The sequence below is a fragment of the Polyangium sp. 6x1 genome, assembly GCF_029946515.1.
Classification (GTDB): domain Bacteria; phylum Myxococcota_A; class Polyangia; order Polyangiales; family Polyangiaceae; genus Polyangium.
The window spans coordinates 425,094-440,533 of sequence record NZ_JARZHH010000002.1 but is presented as its reverse complement, the minus strand read 5'-3'; the positions used below and the strand labels follow the sequence as shown (position 1 = coordinate 440,533).

Genomic DNA, 15,440 nt, shown 5'->3' with positions numbered 1-15,440 from the left:
ACGACGAAGCGCCGACCGCCGTAGCTCAGCGCGGCAGCTCTCTCGCGGCCTCGTAGCGTTCGAGCATGACCACGAGCCGCGCCGCGCCGAGCACGCCGGCCGGCAGCACGATGAGCAGCGCGCACGGCAAGAACGAGAGCAGCGCGAGGCCGAGGCCGAAGCCCATCACGGCGCCGATGTTGCGCCGGACGAAATCGATGCGCGCGCCCACCGGCACGCCGCGGATCGAGAGCGGGCAGTCGCAGAGGTCCCACGCCCCCGCGAGGGCCGTCACCGCGAACTGAAGCGGGAACACGACGACGCTCACCGGCGGGAAGAAGAAGCCGAGGAGGCCGAGCACCACGAGGATCGGCGCGGTGAACGCGAGCGCCACGAGCGACGACTGCAGCGCGCGCCACATGTCCGCGAAGAAGCCGACCTCGGACCACGTGGGCGCGCCGAGATCGGCCTCGGCGCGCCGCACCATCCGTTCGAGCGCGGGCCCCGAGAGCGGCTTGGCGAGCGCGAACGAGACGGCGAGCGCAGCCACGAGCGTCACGACGACCGAGAGGACCTTCAGCGCGACGCCGAGCACCGCCCAGAGCGCGCCGGTCCCGGGCTCCTTCACGAGCAGCGCGACGAGCGAAGGCGCGAGCTTCACGCCCACGGTGCCGAGCACGATCGTGAGCACGAGCGCGATGCCCGTCGGGACGAGCGCGAGCGGCCAGATGTCCGGCGTGCGGAAGAGGTAGCCGTATCCGCCGAGCACGGCCTTGAGGCCTGCGCCGAAGCCGGGGCGTTCGAGCGGCACGAGCGCCGCGGACGGGCTCGGGACGGGCGCGACGGGGACGCCGGAGGATGCATCGGGGGTGATCATTCGACGAGGAACGTTCTAGCACTTGGGCATCCGGTCAACGGCTTCCGCGCGAGGTGCGCGCTAGGATGCCTCTCCTCCCCCATGGCCCCTGCCCCGACGCGCGCGCCTCCGATCTTCGTCCCCCTCCTCGAGGGCGGCCGCGTCGCGGTCGTCTCCGACCTGCAACGCACGGCCCTCGTCGAGCGCCTCTTCCTGCTCGCCGAACAGAATGACGCCGAGCGGACGGGCATCGTCACAGCGCTCGCGGCGTCGCGCCCCGAGGTCGCGCTTCTGCTCGGCGATCACGTCTTCCTCGGCGGCTCGTCTCGGGCCTGGGCGTTTTTTGATCGGCTGGTCGAGCCGCTCCGCGCCGCGAACATCGAGCTCTTGCCGATCCTCGGCAACCACGATTACTGGTCGATCGGGCCGCTGGGGCTCCGCCATTACTTCGCGCGTTTCCCCCGGCTCGAGCGACGTCGGTTCTACACGGCGCGCATCGGCCCTCTCGGCGTCGTCGCGCTCGATTCGAACCGGCCCTTCATGACAGCGCGGCAATGGGACCAGCAATCCCGTTTTTACGAGGAAACCCTCGTCGATTTCGACGCGGATCCGGGCCTGCGGGGCATTCTCGTCCTCGTCCATCATCCGCCGTTCACGAACGGCACCGTCACCGGCCCTTCGGCCCTCACCCAGCGCGCGTTCGTCCCCTCGTTCCTACGATCCCGAAAGACCGTGCTGATGCTCTCGGGGCACGTGCACGCCTACGAGCATTTCGTCCGGGAGGGCCGCCATTTCGTCGTCTGCGGCGGCGGAGGAGGGCCGCGGCATCGGCTGCTCCCGAAGGCGCGACAGGCGTTCCGCGACCTCTTCGACGGCCCGTCGATTCGCGATTTTCACTTCCTGACCCTCGCACCGGGATACACCGGCCTCGACGTGCGCGCCCACGGCCTGCCGAAGGGCGGGACGCGCACGTCGTCGATGGATCATTTCCGGATCGAGTGGCCGAGCTGACTCAGGCCGCCGGCGACTCCTTCCGCGCGAGCCGCGACGAGCCGATCGCCATGAGCACGAGCGCGATCGTGAGCAGCCCGCCGCCGAACGTCCCGGGCCGCGTGCTCTCGTGGAAGCCCTGGAGCAGCGTGCGCGTCAGTTCGGCATCCGGCACCCGGTCCGGGTCCACCGTGTATTTGAACACCGTGCCGAGGTCCATCACCATCCCCTGGATCGACGCCGCAATCACGGCGAGCGACAGGTACTTCAGGAGACCCACCTTCGCGCGGTCCGGACGGACCGCGAACCGGAGGGACGCACCGATCAGGAAAGATCCCACGAAAAGGATCGCCCACATCGGCCAGCCGCCCTGCTGAAAAAACTCCCACATGATCGCCTCCCTAGTCTCGGGTTGCTCGGTGGCCTGGCTTGATTGCCGGCCTTCACCCCTGAAAGCGCACGAGCGGGGCAGGTGTGACGAAAAAAAATTCTCCGTCACGTTCGGCCGCCTCGTACGCTCTGGCGAGACGTGGACCCCGCGCTCGCTCCCCTCGTCGCGCGCCTTCGCGACCGAGACCCGTCGGCCTTCGACGAGGTTTATGCCCGCTACCACGAGCGGGTCTTCCGCTTCCTCCTTCGGCTCTCGGGCAAAAGGCAGGTCGCCGAAGACCTCTTCCAGGAGACGTGGCTCGCCGTCGCCCGCGACGCGACGAGCCTCGCCGACGACTCGGACCTCGCCGCCTGGATCTTCACGCTCGCGCGAAACCGCTACCGCAGCCACCGCCGCTGGGCGATGCTCGACCTCACCCGCGTCTTCTCGTTCGGCGCCGAGCAGGACGTCGAATCCCCTTCCCCCGAAGGGGAAGTCGCCGCTCGAGCGGAGGCGAGCGCGGCCCGCGAGGCGTTCGCGAGCCTCGCCCCCGCCGCAAAGGAGGTGCTCTTGCTCGCGGTCGGCGAGGGCCTCGAAGCGCCGCGCGTCGCCGAGGTCCTCGGCATCTCGCCCGAGGCCGCGCGGCAGCGCTTGAGCCGCGCGCGCGCCGAGCTTGCGACCGCCATCGAAAAAGGAAACAATCGCGCTGTCAGGAAGGGAAGCCTGCGCCCATGAACACGACCGACGGAGAAGACCCGATCGTCCGGGCCATCGAGAGCCTGCCCGACGCGCCCATCGCGCCCGCGCTCGCCCGTGACGTCGCCGCAAAGGCGCGCCTCGCGCTCGAAGCCAAGACGAGCCTCTCGTCGCGCCTCGACCATTTCTTCATGGACAGGTTGATGCCCGCGGCGCTCGGCGCGCTCGCGCTCGGCTACGCCGCGGGCCTCATCGAGTTTTACGGCCGCGTCTACGGCGGCTGAATCAGGGCTTCTGCACGAAGATCCACGGCTCGTCCGAGATCATGGTCGTGATCTTGCCGTCCACGGGGTCGAGCGTCGACACGGTGCCCGTCTCGCTCCAATCGAGGGCGTACATCTCGTACGGCCCCTCGGCAGCAAACGAGTGCACCCCGTTTGCGGTCTCGCTGCCCTCCGTCGCCCTCGCCCAGAGCACGACTGCGCGGCGCATGTCGGGCAGCTTGAATGCGGCGCCGCCGACGGACCCGGGCAAAGCGAGCGCGGTCGTGCCCGCCGTGTCGTACCGCGCGCCCTCGAGGACCTTGCTGAGCGTACGGTACGCGCGGCCCGCCTCCGTGCGCACGGCCTCGCTGGTTTGTCCGAGCTTCGAGACGTCGACGTAGAGGCCCATGTAATCGAACGCATTCGTGCTCTCTCCGACGGGCTTTCCATCGGACAGGCAGAACCAATCGACCCGCTCGATCCCCGCCGATTGCGCGGCGACCATCACCTTCGCCAGATAATTCGGCGCGTAGTCGGCCCCGCCCGGCGCGCCACCCACCGCGACGTGCGGCCCGCCGGTCTCCGTCACGATCCATCCCTTGCCCGTCACCCCCGCGGCCGTGAGCTTTCCTTCGAGCTCCGATTTCAGTTGCAAGAACCCCGCGACGCCGTCGTCCGAGGTTTCGGGCCCGAAGACCGGATAATAATGGAAGCTCACGACGTCGAAATACGAGCTGCCCGTCTTCGGGTATTCGTTCGTCACGGCCCCGCCGGAGGGGTTGTCCGTGTACCGCAGCACGGCCGAGAGGAAGTTCGGATACCCGATCCCGCCGAGCGCGATCCGCGCCTCGGGATCGGCCTTCTTCGCCGCCTCGAAGCTCACGCGCAGCATGCGCACGTAATCGTAGATCGACCCGCCGAACCGCACGAGCTGCTCCTTCGTCGGCGGCTCCGTGTCCCACGTCTGCGTGACCTGCCAATCGGAGACCCAGTCCGGCTCGTTCCACACCTCCCACACCCGCACCCACGGCTTGTACGTGGTCACGGTCTGGTACACGTACGCGCCCCAGTAATTGTTCGGGTTGATCGACCCGTCCTCCTTGAAGACGGGCTCGTAGAGGTTCTTCGGGATGTAATGCTCGAGCTCCCAGCTCGGAATGCCCCCCGGCGCCGTCGAGTGCTCGGCCGTGGGCGCGCCGAGGAAGGCCACGTGCTCGCCCATGCCGAGCGATTCGTAGCCTTTCATGTCGCCGACCTCGATCTCGTAGCCCCACGTCGCGAGGTGCCCCTCGGAGAGCTTCAGCCGCGCGCTGTTCGCGCCCGCCTCGTGCGACAGGAAGGCGAGGTCCTGATCGTTCCAGCCAGGGTTCGGAAATCCATAATTGACGCCATAGCGGAACGGCCCGCCGAGCGCGCCCCCGCCGCCGGCTCCGCCCGATCCTCCGCCGCCCGAGGCCGACCCCGAGCCGCCCGACGCGCCCGCGCCGCCCGAGCCTCCGGACGCGCCGGAGCCGTCATCGCCGGTCCCGCCGCCCGAGCAGGCGGCGAGCGAACCAAGAAGGAAAGCGATCCCGAGCGCAGGACGAATGAATGCAAGCATGAAAATCCCTCCTTCGATACAAGGAAGGACGCATTGTATACGGATTCGTCCGGCTTGGGTCGGTTCACGAACGACGTCGCGTGCCGCGCCGACCGCCCGTCGCGTCAGCCCGCCAGTGCCGGCAGACAGGCTTCACGCCGCACCCCTCGCACGCCTCCGGGTCCCGCTTCGACGGGCACGTCTGCAGCATGCCGAGGTGGCACAGAGAAAAATCGTATTTCACGGGATCCTCGGGATCGAGCCGCGCGAGCGCGGCCGTGATCTCTTCGGCCGCCCGGAAATCGGCCGATTTGCGCTCCGTGAGCCCGAGGTTTCGCGAGAGCTTGTGGATGTGCGTGTCCACGGGAATGATGAGCCGCGACGTCGGAACGTCCCATAACCCGAGGTCCACGCCGTCCGCCGGCCGCGCCATCCACCGCACGAGGAGCAAGATTCGCTTCACGGCGCTGCCCTTGCTCGGATCCGGCAAGATGTGCTCGGCGCCCCGCCGCCCCCCCGCGCCGGCGCCGAGCTCGCCCCGCTCCCGGATCTCGCGGACCCAGGCCCCGAGCGCCTCCCGCAAATCGCCGCTCGCCGCGAGTTTGTCCGTGAGCGCCTTGCCGAGCGAGCCATGGACGCGCTGCACCGCCCGCGCGCCAATCACGAGCCCCGCGAGATCCTCGTCCCGATACACGCGATGCCGGAACCCCGCGAGCCGGGCGCGCACCGCCGCCGGATCGTCGGCGATCTCCGCGACGCGCGGGCCGAGCCGCGCGAGCGCGTCCTCGATCTTCGCGCAGAGCGCCTTCACGTTGCCGAAGGCCAGCGCCGAGGCGATCATCGCCACGATCTCCTGGTCGTCGCGACGGGCATAACGATGCACGAAATGCACCGGATCGGCCGCCTTGCGCGCCTCGACGTCGCAACGCGCCCGCACGTCCTCGAGCGCGCGCCGGAGCGCCTCGTCCGCCCCTCGCAAAGACGATCCGCTGCGGCTCATTCGCCTACGCCTCGCGCGCACGCACCGCCGCGCGTACGCCCGCGGCGTCGACTGGCCCAGACGAACTCGACTGGATTGACGGCGCCCATGTAGGAGCCATACGACATCGTACCCCGAGCGCTCGATCTCGAGCGTCCCGGAGGTTGCTTGGGAGGGGGACCATGGAGCCGCTGGAGAACGCGAACGGCGACGCGACGGCCTCTGCGATCGTGGACGTGGCCATCATCGGTGGAGGTGCGGGCAGCATGGGCGTCATCGAGGCTTGCCTGCTCGCAGGCCTGTCCGCCACGATGATTCGAACCACGCCCGGCGGCGCCACGGAGGCGCGCAGGCGATTGGCCTCCTCGCTCGAGGACAAACGCCACGCCGGCCGGCTCGACCGAGACGCCGTCGAGCGCGCGCTCGGGCAGTTCCGTGCGTCCAGCGACATCGCGGCCGCGGCGAGCGCCGACCTCGTCCTCGAATCGGCCGACGCGCCCTGGAAAGCGCGACAAACCCTGCTCACGCAGGCCGAGCGCACCACGCACGGGCACGCCATTCTGGCCACGACGGCCCCGACCGCTCTGCTCCGGGCGCTCGCGACGCGCCTGCACGTACGTGAAAACTTCGTGGGACTGCATTTCTTCGCTCCCGCAGTGCTGGCCGGGTTTTGCGAGGTGTCCGTGACGAACCGGACGCAGCCTACCGTGGTGGAGACGGCCGTGCAATTCGTGAAGGCGCTCGGCAAGCACGCGGTGATCGTCCGCGACACGCCCGCTTGCCTCCTCCTCCGGTCGCGAGGGGCCGAGCTCGGCGCCCCCCGGGCCGGGTTTCCTCGTTCGTCGCGGGCACGGCCGGCGAGCTTTTGCGGGGTCTGAGGAGCGCCCTCAAGCCGAGAGCACGAGCTCCACGAGCGCCTCGATGGCCTCGACGGGCGCGCCGGGCGCGAGCGCGGCCGAGAACGCCGCGTGCGCTGGCGCGTCCTCGGAAAGGAGCCAGCGGAAGCTCTCCTTGGGCCCGAGGAAATGGCGGCCCCGAAACACGAAATAGAGCTCCAGGAGGTCGAAGAGCAGCCACGTGCGCCGATAGTGCGCCTCCACGTCCGCGGGCCCGCCGCGCCGGATGCGCCCGAGCATCTTTTGGCACCAGGCCCGCCGCGCCGCGATCTCCGCCTCGGGCAAACCTTTCGGCGGCGAGGCGAGCGCGGCCGCGGCGTCCTCCAGGAGGCGCGCGCCGAGTCCGCGCGGATCGAGGACGGCAATGCCCCCGCGCACGTGCAGATAATTCGCCCCCGCGTCCACGACGTTCTTTTCGGGCACGATGAATGCGTCGAAAAAGACCCCGTCGACGAGCCGGGCGTCCCGCGTCGCCTCGCCCTCCGCGCGGATCCCGAGCATGTCCCAGTCGCTCTCCGCGGTCGCCATCCCGAGCGCGCGCGAGCCATAAAGAACGACGGTATGGCAGCCATGCCGCTCGACCAGCTCGTGCACGAGCCTTTCGAGCATCGGCTCGTTCGCGAGAGCCTCGGGGCAGTTGTTCATGATGCGGGTGAGGCTACGGACACCCGCGCGGGCCGTCAACCACGCGACGAGCTTGACCTCCGCGGGCCTTCGTGATGCCTAAGGCTCAAGCATCCCATGGCCGAGACCCCGCCTCCGTCCCCTGCCCTCGTCACCGTCCCCGCCCGCGAGGCGCCCGCGCTTCGCCTCTTCGTCTTCCCGCACGCGGGGAGCGGCGCATTTCCCTACCGCGCGCTCGCCCAAGGTTTGCCGCCCTGGGTCGAGCTTCACGCCTTGCAGCTCCCCGGCCGCGAGTCGTTGTTCACGGCGACACCTCATCGATCGATGCCCCTGCTCGCTTCGGCGGTCGTCTCCGTGCTCGCGCCGAAGCTCGATCTCCCGTTCGTGCTTTTCGGCCATAGCTTCGGCGGACACGTCGCATTCGCGGTGGCGCGGGCGCTCCGCGCGCGAGGCTCCGCGGCGCCCCGGGCCCTCGTCGTCTCCGGCAGCCGCGCGCCGCACCTGCCGCTCGGGCGCATTCCTTTGCACGACCTGCCGAGGCCGCGCCTCATCGAGGAGCTCCGCCGTTATGGCGGGACGCCCGAGGCCGTCCTGGCGAGCGACGAGCTCATGGATCTGTTCCTGCCGCCGCTCCGCGCGGACCTCGCAATCTACGAGACGTACACGATCGGCGCCGAAGCGCCGCTCCCGTTCCCCATCACGGCCTTCGGCGGAGAGCGAGATCACTCGACGCGCCCCGAGCAACTCGAGCCGTGGCGCGAGCACACGAGCGCGGCCTTCACCTCGCGGCTCTTCGAGGGCGGCCATTTTTATCTGTTCGAGCAATCGAAGGCGGCGTTTTTGGAGTCGCTGCGCGCGGTGCTCGAGGATGTCCGGCGGGATCAGGGCACGTCGTAGAAAAAATGGACCTCGTCGGTCGTGCCCTGGTGCTCGACCTTCACGTGGACGTCCCAGCGGCCCGGCATCGAGAGGGCGAGGCCACGCACGGCGTAGGCGCCTTCGCCCGCATCCTCGATCGAGGGCGGGCTCGTCGCCTCGTGCCCCATCGCCGGCATGATCGCGGTCACTTCGATCGTCGCCCCCTCGACCACCTTGCCGGTCGCGGCGTCGTGCAGGGTCAATCGCAGATCGTTTTCGCCTTGCACGAGCGGCGCCTCGGGGACGAGCTTGAATTCCATCGCGCCGCGCAAGCCGATCGTCTCCTGCTCCGGGCTCGCGGCCGTCCCCTCCCCGCCGCACGCGGCGAGCCATGAAAAGGCGAGCGAGCAGAGGAGGATCCTCGAAAAACGGGCACGGGAGATGCGGTTCGTTTCATTCATAACGCGGAAATGATCTCCGTAGGCCGATGGCGAACGCCACGGCGGATGGTTCGTTCTTGCCGAGGGACGGGACCGGCAGGTCCACTTCCAGCGAGGCGAGCGCCGTGAAGCGCTCGGAAAGGTCGTATCCGGCAAACAACAGCGCGGCCGTGCGTCGCCGATCCGCGTCGGGCGTCACCACGCCGGCAATCGAGGGCGCCGATTCACGCTCGTGCACGAGCCCCGCCGAGAGCGACCAGCCCGAGGAAAACACAGGCCCCGCCGCCGCGACAAACCTTGCCCGCGGACCGAGCCCGATCCGCTCGCCGCGCGCCCCGGTCATCGGCGTGCGGAGGCCGATCGACGCGCTGAAGACGGCCGAGGCCCGGTTGTCCCAGTTTTTCTCGACGAACACGCCCGGACGAACCTCCGCGGCGCCGAGGCCCGTCGCGTCCGTGGCGAGCGGGTCTTTCGCGGCTGCCGCGGATCGGCCCGTCGGGAGGCTGACGCCGGTCGTGAGGGCAATCGCGGGCCAGGCGCTCGTCGTGGTGAGCGAGACGATGTCGAAGCGCGCGGAGAGCGAGAGGTCGCCGAAGCCACCGCCGACGACGGCCGTGTCGTCACGCGAGCCGCGGATGTTGAGGAGCACGGGCGCGACGAGGCCGAGCTGAAGGCGCGGGATCGGCGCGAACAAGCCGCCGAGCTCGGCGCGGCCTTCGGCGTCGAGCGTGCCGGCCGGCGCGAGCGTGAAGCCGCCCGCGTGTCCGTGCGAGCCGAACCGATCCGAGAATCGAAACGAGAGCCCGATCGCCCCGCGTTCGAACGGGCCGAGCCGCTGGCCGAGGCCGTGACCGCTGCCGCAACAAGCGGAAGCCGAGGCCTCACGCGCGCCGAAGAAGAGCGCGCTGCCGAGCAGAGCCGAAGCGAAGGTTTTGCGGGCGCCGAGCACGAAAGCATCCATGGAGCCGCGCGGCGCAAAGATCCATGAGACACGTTGTCGCATCGTGCGGACGTCCGAGCACGATGGTGCGACGATCCGACGCACCCCGCCGCGCCCCGCCGTTGCTACGCTCGGCCCCATGTCAGGCTCCCCCCTCGGCCTGCCCGCGGCCCACGAGGAAGACGGCGCGATCGGGATCGTCGAGCGAGGCCTGTCCGGCCTGCGGATCGCGGTCTCCGGTCTCCTGCTCGCGACGCTGCCCTTCAGCGCGTACGTCCTCGGGTTTCACGTTCGCTACGAGATCGCCGTGCCCGCGACGCTGCTCGTGGCCGCGGCCAATGCCCTCGTCGCGTCCCGCGCGGGGCGCGGACGGCCGCCGCCCTCGCCGCGCGCGCTCGCGGCCGGGCTCGCGCTCGACCTCGCCGGCATCTTCGTGGTCCTCGCGTGCTCGGGAGGCGCGGCGAACCCCTGGAGCGCGCTCTTTTTGATCCACGTCGCGCTCGCGGCCGCGGTCTTGCCGCTCGGCACGACGCTCGCGCTCTCGGGCTTCGCCGCGTGCCTCTTCCTCGCGCTCTTCAGCGTGCCCTCCGGGGCCTGCTGCCCGAGCCACCCGGAGAACGGGGCCTTCTCGACGCACCTCTACGGGATGTGGTTCGCCTTCGCGATCTCGGCGGGGATCATCGCCACGTTCGTCACGCACGTGCGCGGCGCGCTCGCCGCGCGCGGCCGCGAGATCGCACGTCTGCGTCGCGAGGCCGAGGTGAACGCGCGGTTCCGCGCGCTCGCGACGCTCGCGGCAGGCACGGCCCACGAGCTCAACACGCCGCTCGGGACGATCGCGGTCCTCGCCTACGAGATCAACGACGGCTGCGAGCCCGAGGCGGCGAAGCGGCACGGCGCGGCGATCGGCGCGCAGATCGAGCGATGCCGGCAGGTGATCACACGGCTCTCGGCGGGCAGCACGCGCTCGGCCGAGGGCGAGCACGCGAGCATCACGGACGCCGCGACGCGCGCCGTCGCGGCCTGGCGAGCGGCGCACCCCGACGCGAATGTCACGATCTCCATGTCGTGTGATCCGGCCGCGCGCGTGGGTTTGTCCGCGTCCGAGCTCGAGGGCGCGCTCGGGGCCTTGCTCGACAATGCGCTCTTCGCGTGCCGGGCCGGCGCGGTGACGGCGCCGATCGGCGTGCACGTGCGGCGCGAGGGCGAGCGGATCCTCGTGGCGGTGGAGGACGAAGGCACGGGCGTGCCGGCGGATCTGCGCGAGCGGCTCGGCGAGCCGTTCTTGACGACGAAGGAGCCCGGCGAGGGAATGGGCCTCGGGCTCTGGCTCGTGCGGCGGGTCGTGGAGATCGCCGGCGGAACACTCGATATCGGTCCGCGGGAGCCGCGGGGGACGCGGGTGGAAATCCGGCTCGGGGAGGCGCGGGCGTGACGGCGGCCGAGGGAAAACCCACGCTGCTCGTGGTGGACGACGACGACGCGTTCCGGGCCGCGCTCGGGGAGGCGCTCGAACGGCGGGGTTTTTCGGTGTCGCTTGCCGAGGGGCCCGAGGCGGCGCTCTCGCTCGCCGCGCGGCAGGTCTTCGAATATGCGCTCGTCGATGTGCGAATGCCGGGCGGCAGCGGGATCGACCTCGTGCGATCGCTCCGATCCGTCGACGAGGGGACACGCATCGTGGTGCTCACCGGGTACGGGACGATCGCGAATGCGGTGGAGGCGATGCGCGCAGGGGCGTTCGATTACCTGACGAAGCCGGTGAACGCGGCCGCGTGCGAGCGCGCCCTCGCCGGTCGCCCGTCCGCCGAGGGCGCGCCGGACGACGTGCCCTCGCTCGATCGCGTGGAGTGGGAGTATCTGCACCGGGTGCTCGGCGATTGCGGCGGCAATATCTCCGAGGCGGCGCGGCGGCTGCGGATGCACCGGCGCTCGCTCCAGCGCAAGATTGCCAAAATGCCTCCCACGCGCTGAGCGCGGGCAATCGCGCGGCGGGATGCCCGGGGCGGCGTGGCGTGCTTCCGGGTTTGCAAGGTCCTTGCGCTGCCGGTAGACTGATTCGTTGAGGATGAGGGAAGGTACGGTCTTCGCCGAGCGGTACGAGATCCTGCACCTTGCAGGGACCGGCGGCATGGCCGAGGTGCACCGGGCGTGGGATCGGCAGAGCAATGTGCCGGTCGCGCTGAAGCTCGTCTCCGAGGCGAGCGCCGTCGACGACGCGCGCTTCGACCGCGAGATCGAGGCGCTCGGATCGCTCGATCACCCGGGCATCGTCCGCTACCTCGGGCACGGCACGCTCGCGAACAACACGCGTTACCTCGTGATGGAATGGCTCGACGGCGAGGAGCTCGCGCGCGTGCTCGCGCGCGGGCGGCTCTCGATCGACGACACCGTCGCCCTCGCGCGGAGGGTCGCCGAGGCGCTCGCCGCGGCCCACGAACAGATCATCGTTCACCGCGATCTCAAGCCCGAGAACGTCTTTCTCGTGAACGGCAAACCCGACCAGCCGAAGCTGCTCGACTTCGGCATCGCCAAGCTCGGGCGGCGCACGCGCATCACCGGGGCGGACAGCATCGTCGGCACGCCGGGCTTCATGGCGCCCGAGCAAGTGCGCGGCGAGGCCGAGGTGGACGCGCGGGCCGACGTCTTCGCGCTCGGCTGCCTTCTCTTCGAATGTCTCGCCGGCGCGCCTGCGTTCCCCGGCGATCACCTGCACGCGATCCTCGCGAAGGTGCTGTTCGCCGAGCCGCCGTCGCTCGTCGAGCTCCGGCCGGACGTCCCTTTCGAGCTCGAATCGCTCGTGATGCGCATGCTCGCGAAGGACCCGGCGGACCGGCCTCGCGACGGCCGCGCCGTGGTGGAGGAGCTCCAGGCGCTCGAGAGCGGCGCGGCCACGGTGCGCGCCGTCGCGCCCCTCTCGCTCCGCCCGCCCTCGCTCACGAGCACCGAGCGCCGGCCCGTCGCGGCGCTGCTCATCGGGCGATCGAAGCACTCGCTGCCGCCCCCGGCGCTCGGCCGATCGTTCGAGAGCCGCGAGCGGCGCGCATCGGAGCTCGATCGATCCCTGCAAGCCGAGGCCGAGGCGCGCGGGGTGCCGTGCGAGATCCTGCGTGACGGATCGCTCGCGCTCTGGACCGCGGGCGCGGGAGCGAAGGACCTGGCGGCGCGCGCGGCGCGCATCGCGATGGAGCTGCGGGCGCTCGCCGGCGGCCGGCCGTTCGCCCTCGCCGTCGGGTGGGGATCGCTCGCGGGGCCGAGCCCACTCGGGGACGCGATCGACCGCGCGGCGCACGCGCTCGCCGAGCACCGCGGTGCGAGCCACGAGGAGTGCCCGATCGCGCTCGACGAGCTCACGGCGGGCCTGCTCGACGCGCGCTTCGAGGTGCGAAAGGACGGCGCGGGGTTCTCGCTGCACGGCGAGCGTCCGGCGCTGCTCGGCACGCGCACGCTCCTCGGCAATCCCACGCCGTGCGTGGGGCGCGACCGCGAGCTGCGCACGCTCTCCGGCCTGTTCGAGGACTGCATCGAGGAGCCGGCCGCGCAGGCCGCGCTCGTGACGGCGGCCGCGGGCCTCGGCAAATCCAGGCTCGCGCAGGAGTTCGTGCAGAGCGCGCTGCGCGACGCGCCGCTCGCGAACGCGTGGATCTCCGGCGGAGACGCGCGCCGGGCGGGATCGGCGTTCCGGCTCGTTTCGCAGGCGCTCTGCATGGCGCTCGGGATCGCCGCGGGGGATGGGCCGAGCGTGCGCCGCGACAAACTCGTCGCGCGGGTGTCGGCGCGCTTCGCGGAGCCGGAGGCGCGGCGCGTGGCGCGGTTCCTCGGCGAGATCGTGGACGCGCCGTTCCCCGACGAGGACGACCTGCCGCTCCGCGCGGCGCGCGCGGACGTGCAGCTCATGGTCGACCAGATCCGCGCGGCGTTCCTCGATTTCCTGGGGGCCGAGTGCGACGCGGCGCCGGTGCTCCTCGTGCTCGAGGATCTGCAATGGGGCGACCTGCCGAGCGTGCGCCTCGTGGACGCGGCGCTGCGCACGCTCTCCGACAAACCCTTTTTCGTCCTCGCGACGGCGCGCCCCGACGTGCGCGAGCGATTCCCGCGGCTCTGGGAGGGGCGCCGACTGCAGGAGATCAGCCTCACGGAGCTCGGCAAGCGGGCGAGCGAGAAGCTCGTGCGCGGGGCGCTCGGCGAAGGCGCGCCGCAGGAGGTCGTCGAGCGGATCGTCCAGCGGGCGCAGGGAAATGCGTTTTACCTGGAAGAGCTCATCCGCGCCGCGGCGGAGGGGCGCGACGCGGAGCTGCCGGAGACGGTGGTGGCGATGGTGCAATCGCGCCTGGCCTCGCTCGACGACGAGGACCGGCGGCTCCTCCGCGCGGCGAGCGTCTTCGGGGACGTGTTCTGGACCGGCGGCGCGCGGGCGCTGCTCGGCGAAGCCGTCGCCAAGAATGTGGTGCGCGAGCGGCTCGTGGCGCTCGAAGAGCGCGAGCTCTTGTCGTTCCGCGGCGAAAGCCGCCTCCCCGGCGAGGAGGAGGTCGCGTTCCGGCACGCGCTCGTGCGCGAGGGCGCCTATACCATGCTGACCGAGGAGGATCGCGAGCTCGGCCATCGGCTCGCGGCGACGTGGCTCGAATCCCACGGCGAGACCGATCCGCTCGTCCTGGCGACCCATTTCGAGCGGGGCCAGAAGCCGAGCCGCGCGGTGCGCCACCTCCTGCGCGCGGCCGAGCAGGCGCATCGCGCAGGCGACGACGAGGACGCCGTTCGCCGCGCCGAGCGTGCCCTCGCCCTCGGCCCCGATCCCGAGACCGAAATCGGGCTGCTCGGAATCGTGTCCGAGGCGCGCATGTGGCAAAACCACCTCGAAGAGGCGGCGACACACGGCGCGCGGCTCACGCGACGGGCCCCACCGGGCAGCGCGGCGTGGGTGCGCGGCGCGCTCGCGCAATTCACCTATGCGCTTCGAATGAAGCACGTCGAAGAGTCGATCGGGATCCTCGACGCGATTGCTGCGATCGAGCCCGCGCCCGAGGTCCTCGGCACGGTGTCGCTCGCGCTCGCGATGGCCACGGTCCTGCTCTTGACGGAGGGGCGGATCGACATCGTCGAGCCCATTCAACGGAGGCTCGACGTGCTCGTCGAGCCCGCAGCCGATCGCGACCCGATGGCCCGGGCCTTCTGGCACCTCTCCTATCCGCGCTGGGAGGCGTGGATCCAGGAGAACCCCTGGGAGAGTTTGTCACGGTCGCGCTCGGCGCTCCAGGCGTTCAACGAGGCCGGCTCGCGGCGCGGCGGGGTGCTCGCGCGGGTGTTCGTCGGGATGAACGAGTGGCTGCTCGGGGCGAATGCGCGCGCGGCCGAGACGCTGCGGCCGGAGGCGCGGCTCGACGAGGAATATGCGATCGTGGCCTCGCTCCGCGCGCTCTTCCGGGTGCTCGCGCTCTCGGACGGAGGACGGCTCGACGAGGCGCGCGAGGAGGCGACGCGGCTCTTCGCGGGCGCGAAGATGAACGGCAACCAGGCGGACGAGGCGCGCGGGCGCTGGGCGCTCGCCGAGGTGGCGCGGCGCGGAGGTCTTCACGAGGAGGCGGCGCGGCACGCGCGGGCGGCGATGGAGCTCGGCGGGGTGCTGCCGCTCGATCAGGCCGCGGCGGGCGCGGTGCTCGCGAGCGCGCTCCGCGCGATGGGGCGCGTGGACGAGGCGCTCGCGGAGGCGCGCGCGTCGCATGCGCGGTACGAGGCCGTGCGCGGGTTCGGTTATCGCGGCGGGTTCTTGCTCGTCACGCTCGCCCAATGCCTCGACGCGGCGGGCGCGCGGGCCGAGGCGCGGGCGGCGCTCCGGGTGGCGCGCGAGCGTCTTTATCGGATCGCGGAGCGGACGCCAAACCCCGAATACCGGCGGAGTTTCCTCGAAGACGTGCCCGAGAACGCGCGGACGCTGGAGCTCGCCCGGGTCTGGCTCGGCCCGGGCGAATAGGT

At 71.1% G+C, this 15,440-nt stretch carries 15 protein-coding genes; 8 read left to right on the top strand and 7 right to left on the bottom strand.

What is annotated here, in order from left to right:
- Positions 1-25 precede the first annotated feature (25 nt).
- Entirely contained in the window at positions 26-856 is an 831-nt protein-coding gene (locus tag QHF85_RS04680) for an EI24 domain-containing protein (protein WP_281325826.1), read from the bottom strand.
- An 81-nt stretch (positions 857-937) separates the two neighbouring features.
- On the opposite strand from QHF85_RS04680, the gene QHF85_RS04675 reads away from it, so the two are divergent.
- The gene (locus tag QHF85_RS04675; RefSeq protein ID WP_281325825.1) at positions 938-1,846 is read left to right on the top strand and encodes a metallophosphoesterase; all 909 of its coding nucleotides are present in this window, start codon (positions 938-940) and stop codon (positions 1,844-1,846) included.
- 1 nt (position 1,847) lies between these two features.
- Here QHF85_RS04675 and QHF85_RS04670 read toward each other — a convergent pair whose 3' ends face one another.
- Positions 1,848-2,216, bottom strand: a complete 369-nt coding sequence (locus QHF85_RS04670) for a hypothetical protein (RefSeq protein ID WP_281325824.1) — start codon at positions 2,214-2,216, stop codon at positions 1,848-1,850.
- A gap of 138 nt (positions 2,217-2,354) precedes the next feature.
- Between QHF85_RS04670 and QHF85_RS04665 the strand changes: the two genes are divergently transcribed.
- The gene (locus QHF85_RS04665; RefSeq protein WP_281325823.1) at positions 2,355-2,930 is read left to right on the top strand and encodes an RNA polymerase sigma factor; all 576 of its coding nucleotides are present in this window, start codon (positions 2,355-2,357) and stop codon (positions 2,928-2,930) included.
- On the top strand, positions 2,927-3,175 hold the full coding sequence (locus QHF85_RS04660; protein WP_281325822.1) for a hypothetical protein: 249 nt from the start codon (positions 2,927-2,929) through the stop codon (positions 3,173-3,175). Before QHF85_RS04665 ends, QHF85_RS04660 begins: the two co-directional genes overlap by 4 nt.
- Position 3,176: 1 nt before the next feature.
- Here QHF85_RS04660 and QHF85_RS04655 read toward each other — a convergent pair whose 3' ends face one another.
- Both QHF85_RS04655 and QHF85_RS04650 read right to left on the bottom strand, forming a co-directional pair.
- Entirely contained in the window at positions 3,177-4,754 is a 1,578-nt protein-coding gene (locus tag QHF85_RS04655; protein ID WP_281325821.1) for a hypothetical protein, read from the bottom strand.
- 64 nt (positions 4,755-4,818) lie between these two features.
- A complete protein-coding gene (locus QHF85_RS04650) occupies positions 4,819-5,733 on the bottom strand; it encodes a TIGR02757 family protein (protein WP_281325820.1) in 915 nt (304 codons plus the stop codon).
- A 161-nt stretch (positions 5,734-5,894) separates the two neighbouring features.
- Here QHF85_RS04650 and QHF85_RS04645 point away from each other — a divergent pair, with 161 nt between their 5' ends.
- The gene (locus QHF85_RS04645) at positions 5,895-6,590 is read left to right on the top strand and encodes a 3-hydroxyacyl-CoA dehydrogenase NAD-binding domain-containing protein (RefSeq protein ID WP_281325819.1); all 696 of its coding nucleotides are present in this window, start codon (positions 5,895-5,897) and stop codon (positions 6,588-6,590) included.
- Positions 6,591-6,599: 9 nt separating this feature from the next.
- On the opposite strand, the gene QHF85_RS04640 is transcribed toward QHF85_RS04645, so the two are convergent.
- Complete coding sequence (locus tag QHF85_RS04640; RefSeq protein ID WP_281325818.1) at positions 6,600-7,253, bottom strand: nucleotidyltransferase domain-containing protein; 654 nt, start codon at positions 7,251-7,253, stop codon at positions 6,600-6,602.
- Between the two features lie 96 nt (positions 7,254-7,349).
- Between QHF85_RS04640 and QHF85_RS04635 the strand changes: the two genes are divergently transcribed.
- Positions 7,350-8,129 (top strand): alpha/beta fold hydrolase, encoded by a 780-nt coding sequence (locus QHF85_RS04635; protein WP_281325817.1) that lies wholly within the window; start codon positions 7,350-7,352, stop codon positions 8,127-8,129.
- Here QHF85_RS04635 and QHF85_RS04630 read toward each other — a convergent pair.
- Positions 8,114-8,551 (bottom strand): FixH family protein, encoded by a 438-nt coding sequence (locus tag QHF85_RS04630; protein ID WP_281325816.1) that lies wholly within the window; start codon positions 8,549-8,551, stop codon positions 8,114-8,116. The two genes, QHF85_RS04635 and QHF85_RS04630, sit on opposite strands and share 16 nt — an antisense overlap.
- Positions 8,544-9,533 (bottom strand): hypothetical protein, encoded by a 990-nt coding sequence (locus tag QHF85_RS04625; RefSeq protein ID WP_281325815.1) that lies wholly within the window; start codon positions 9,531-9,533, stop codon positions 8,544-8,546. The genes QHF85_RS04630 and QHF85_RS04625 overlap by 8 nt, the downstream gene beginning before the upstream one ends.
- 76 nt (positions 9,534-9,609) lie before the next feature.
- On the opposite strand from QHF85_RS04625, the gene QHF85_RS04620 reads away from it, so the two are divergent.
- The 3 genes from QHF85_RS04620 to QHF85_RS04610 all read left to right on the top strand — a co-directional run bounded on the left by QHF85_RS04620 (position 9,610) and on the right by QHF85_RS04610 (position 15,438).
- Entirely contained in the window at positions 9,610-10,905 is a 1,296-nt protein-coding gene (locus tag QHF85_RS04620; RefSeq protein ID WP_281325814.1) for a HAMP domain-containing sensor histidine kinase, read from the top strand.
- Positions 10,902-11,441 (top strand): response regulator, encoded by a 540-nt coding sequence (locus QHF85_RS04615; RefSeq protein WP_281325813.1) that lies wholly within the window; start codon positions 10,902-10,904, stop codon positions 11,439-11,441. Before QHF85_RS04620 ends, QHF85_RS04615 begins: the two co-directional genes overlap by 4 nt.
- Before the next feature lie 94 nt (positions 11,442-11,535).
- A complete protein-coding gene (locus QHF85_RS04610; RefSeq protein ID WP_281325812.1) occupies positions 11,536-15,438 on the top strand; it encodes a serine/threonine-protein kinase in 3,903 nt (1,300 codons plus the stop codon).
- Positions 15,439-15,440: the final 2 nt, after the last annotated feature.

Excerpts from the sequence above, each read along its gene's own strand:
- QHF85_RS04640 (WP_281325818.1), bottom strand. The coding sequence starts at position 7,253 with ATGAACAACTGCCCCGAGGCTCTCGCGAACGAGCCGATGCTCGAAAGG.
- QHF85_RS04645 (WP_281325819.1), top strand. The coding sequence starts at position 5,895 with ATGGAGCCGCTGGAGAACGCGAACGGCGACGCGACGGCCTCTGCGATC.
- QHF85_RS04650 (WP_281325820.1), bottom strand. The coding sequence starts at position 5,733 with ATGAGCCGCAGCGGATCGTCTTTGCGAGGGGCGGACGAGGCGCTCCGG.
- QHF85_RS04625 (WP_281325815.1), bottom strand. The coding sequence starts at position 9,533 with ATGCGACAACGTGTCTCATGGATCTTTGCGCCGCGCGGCTCCATGGAT.
- QHF85_RS04655 (WP_281325821.1), bottom strand. The coding sequence starts at position 4,754 with ATGCTTGCATTCATTCGTCCTGCGCTCGGGATCGCTTTCCTTCTTGGT.
- QHF85_RS04630 (WP_281325816.1), bottom strand. The coding sequence starts at position 8,551 with ATGAATGAAACGAACCGCATCTCCCGTGCCCGTTTTTCGAGGATCCTC.
- QHF85_RS04610 (WP_281325812.1), top strand. The coding sequence starts at position 11,536 with ATGAGGGAAGGTACGGTCTTCGCCGAGCGGTACGAGATCCTGCACCTT.
- QHF85_RS04670 (WP_281325824.1), bottom strand. The coding sequence starts at position 2,216 with ATGTGGGAGTTTTTTCAGCAGGGCGGCTGGCCGATGTGGGCGATCCTT.
- QHF85_RS04675 (WP_281325825.1), top strand. The coding sequence starts at position 938 with ATGGCCCCTGCCCCGACGCGCGCGCCTCCGATCTTCGTCCCCCTCCTC.
- QHF85_RS04680 (WP_281325826.1), bottom strand. The coding sequence starts at position 856 with ATGATCACCCCCGATGCATCCTCCGGCGTCCCCGTCGCGCCCGTCCCG.
- QHF85_RS04635 (WP_281325817.1), top strand. The coding sequence starts at position 7,350 with ATGGCCGAGACCCCGCCTCCGTCCCCTGCCCTCGTCACCGTCCCCGCC.
- QHF85_RS04660 (WP_281325822.1), top strand. The coding sequence starts at position 2,927 with ATGAACACGACCGACGGAGAAGACCCGATCGTCCGGGCCATCGAGAGC.
- QHF85_RS04620 (WP_281325814.1), top strand. The coding sequence starts at position 9,610 with ATGTCAGGCTCCCCCCTCGGCCTGCCCGCGGCCCACGAGGAAGACGGC.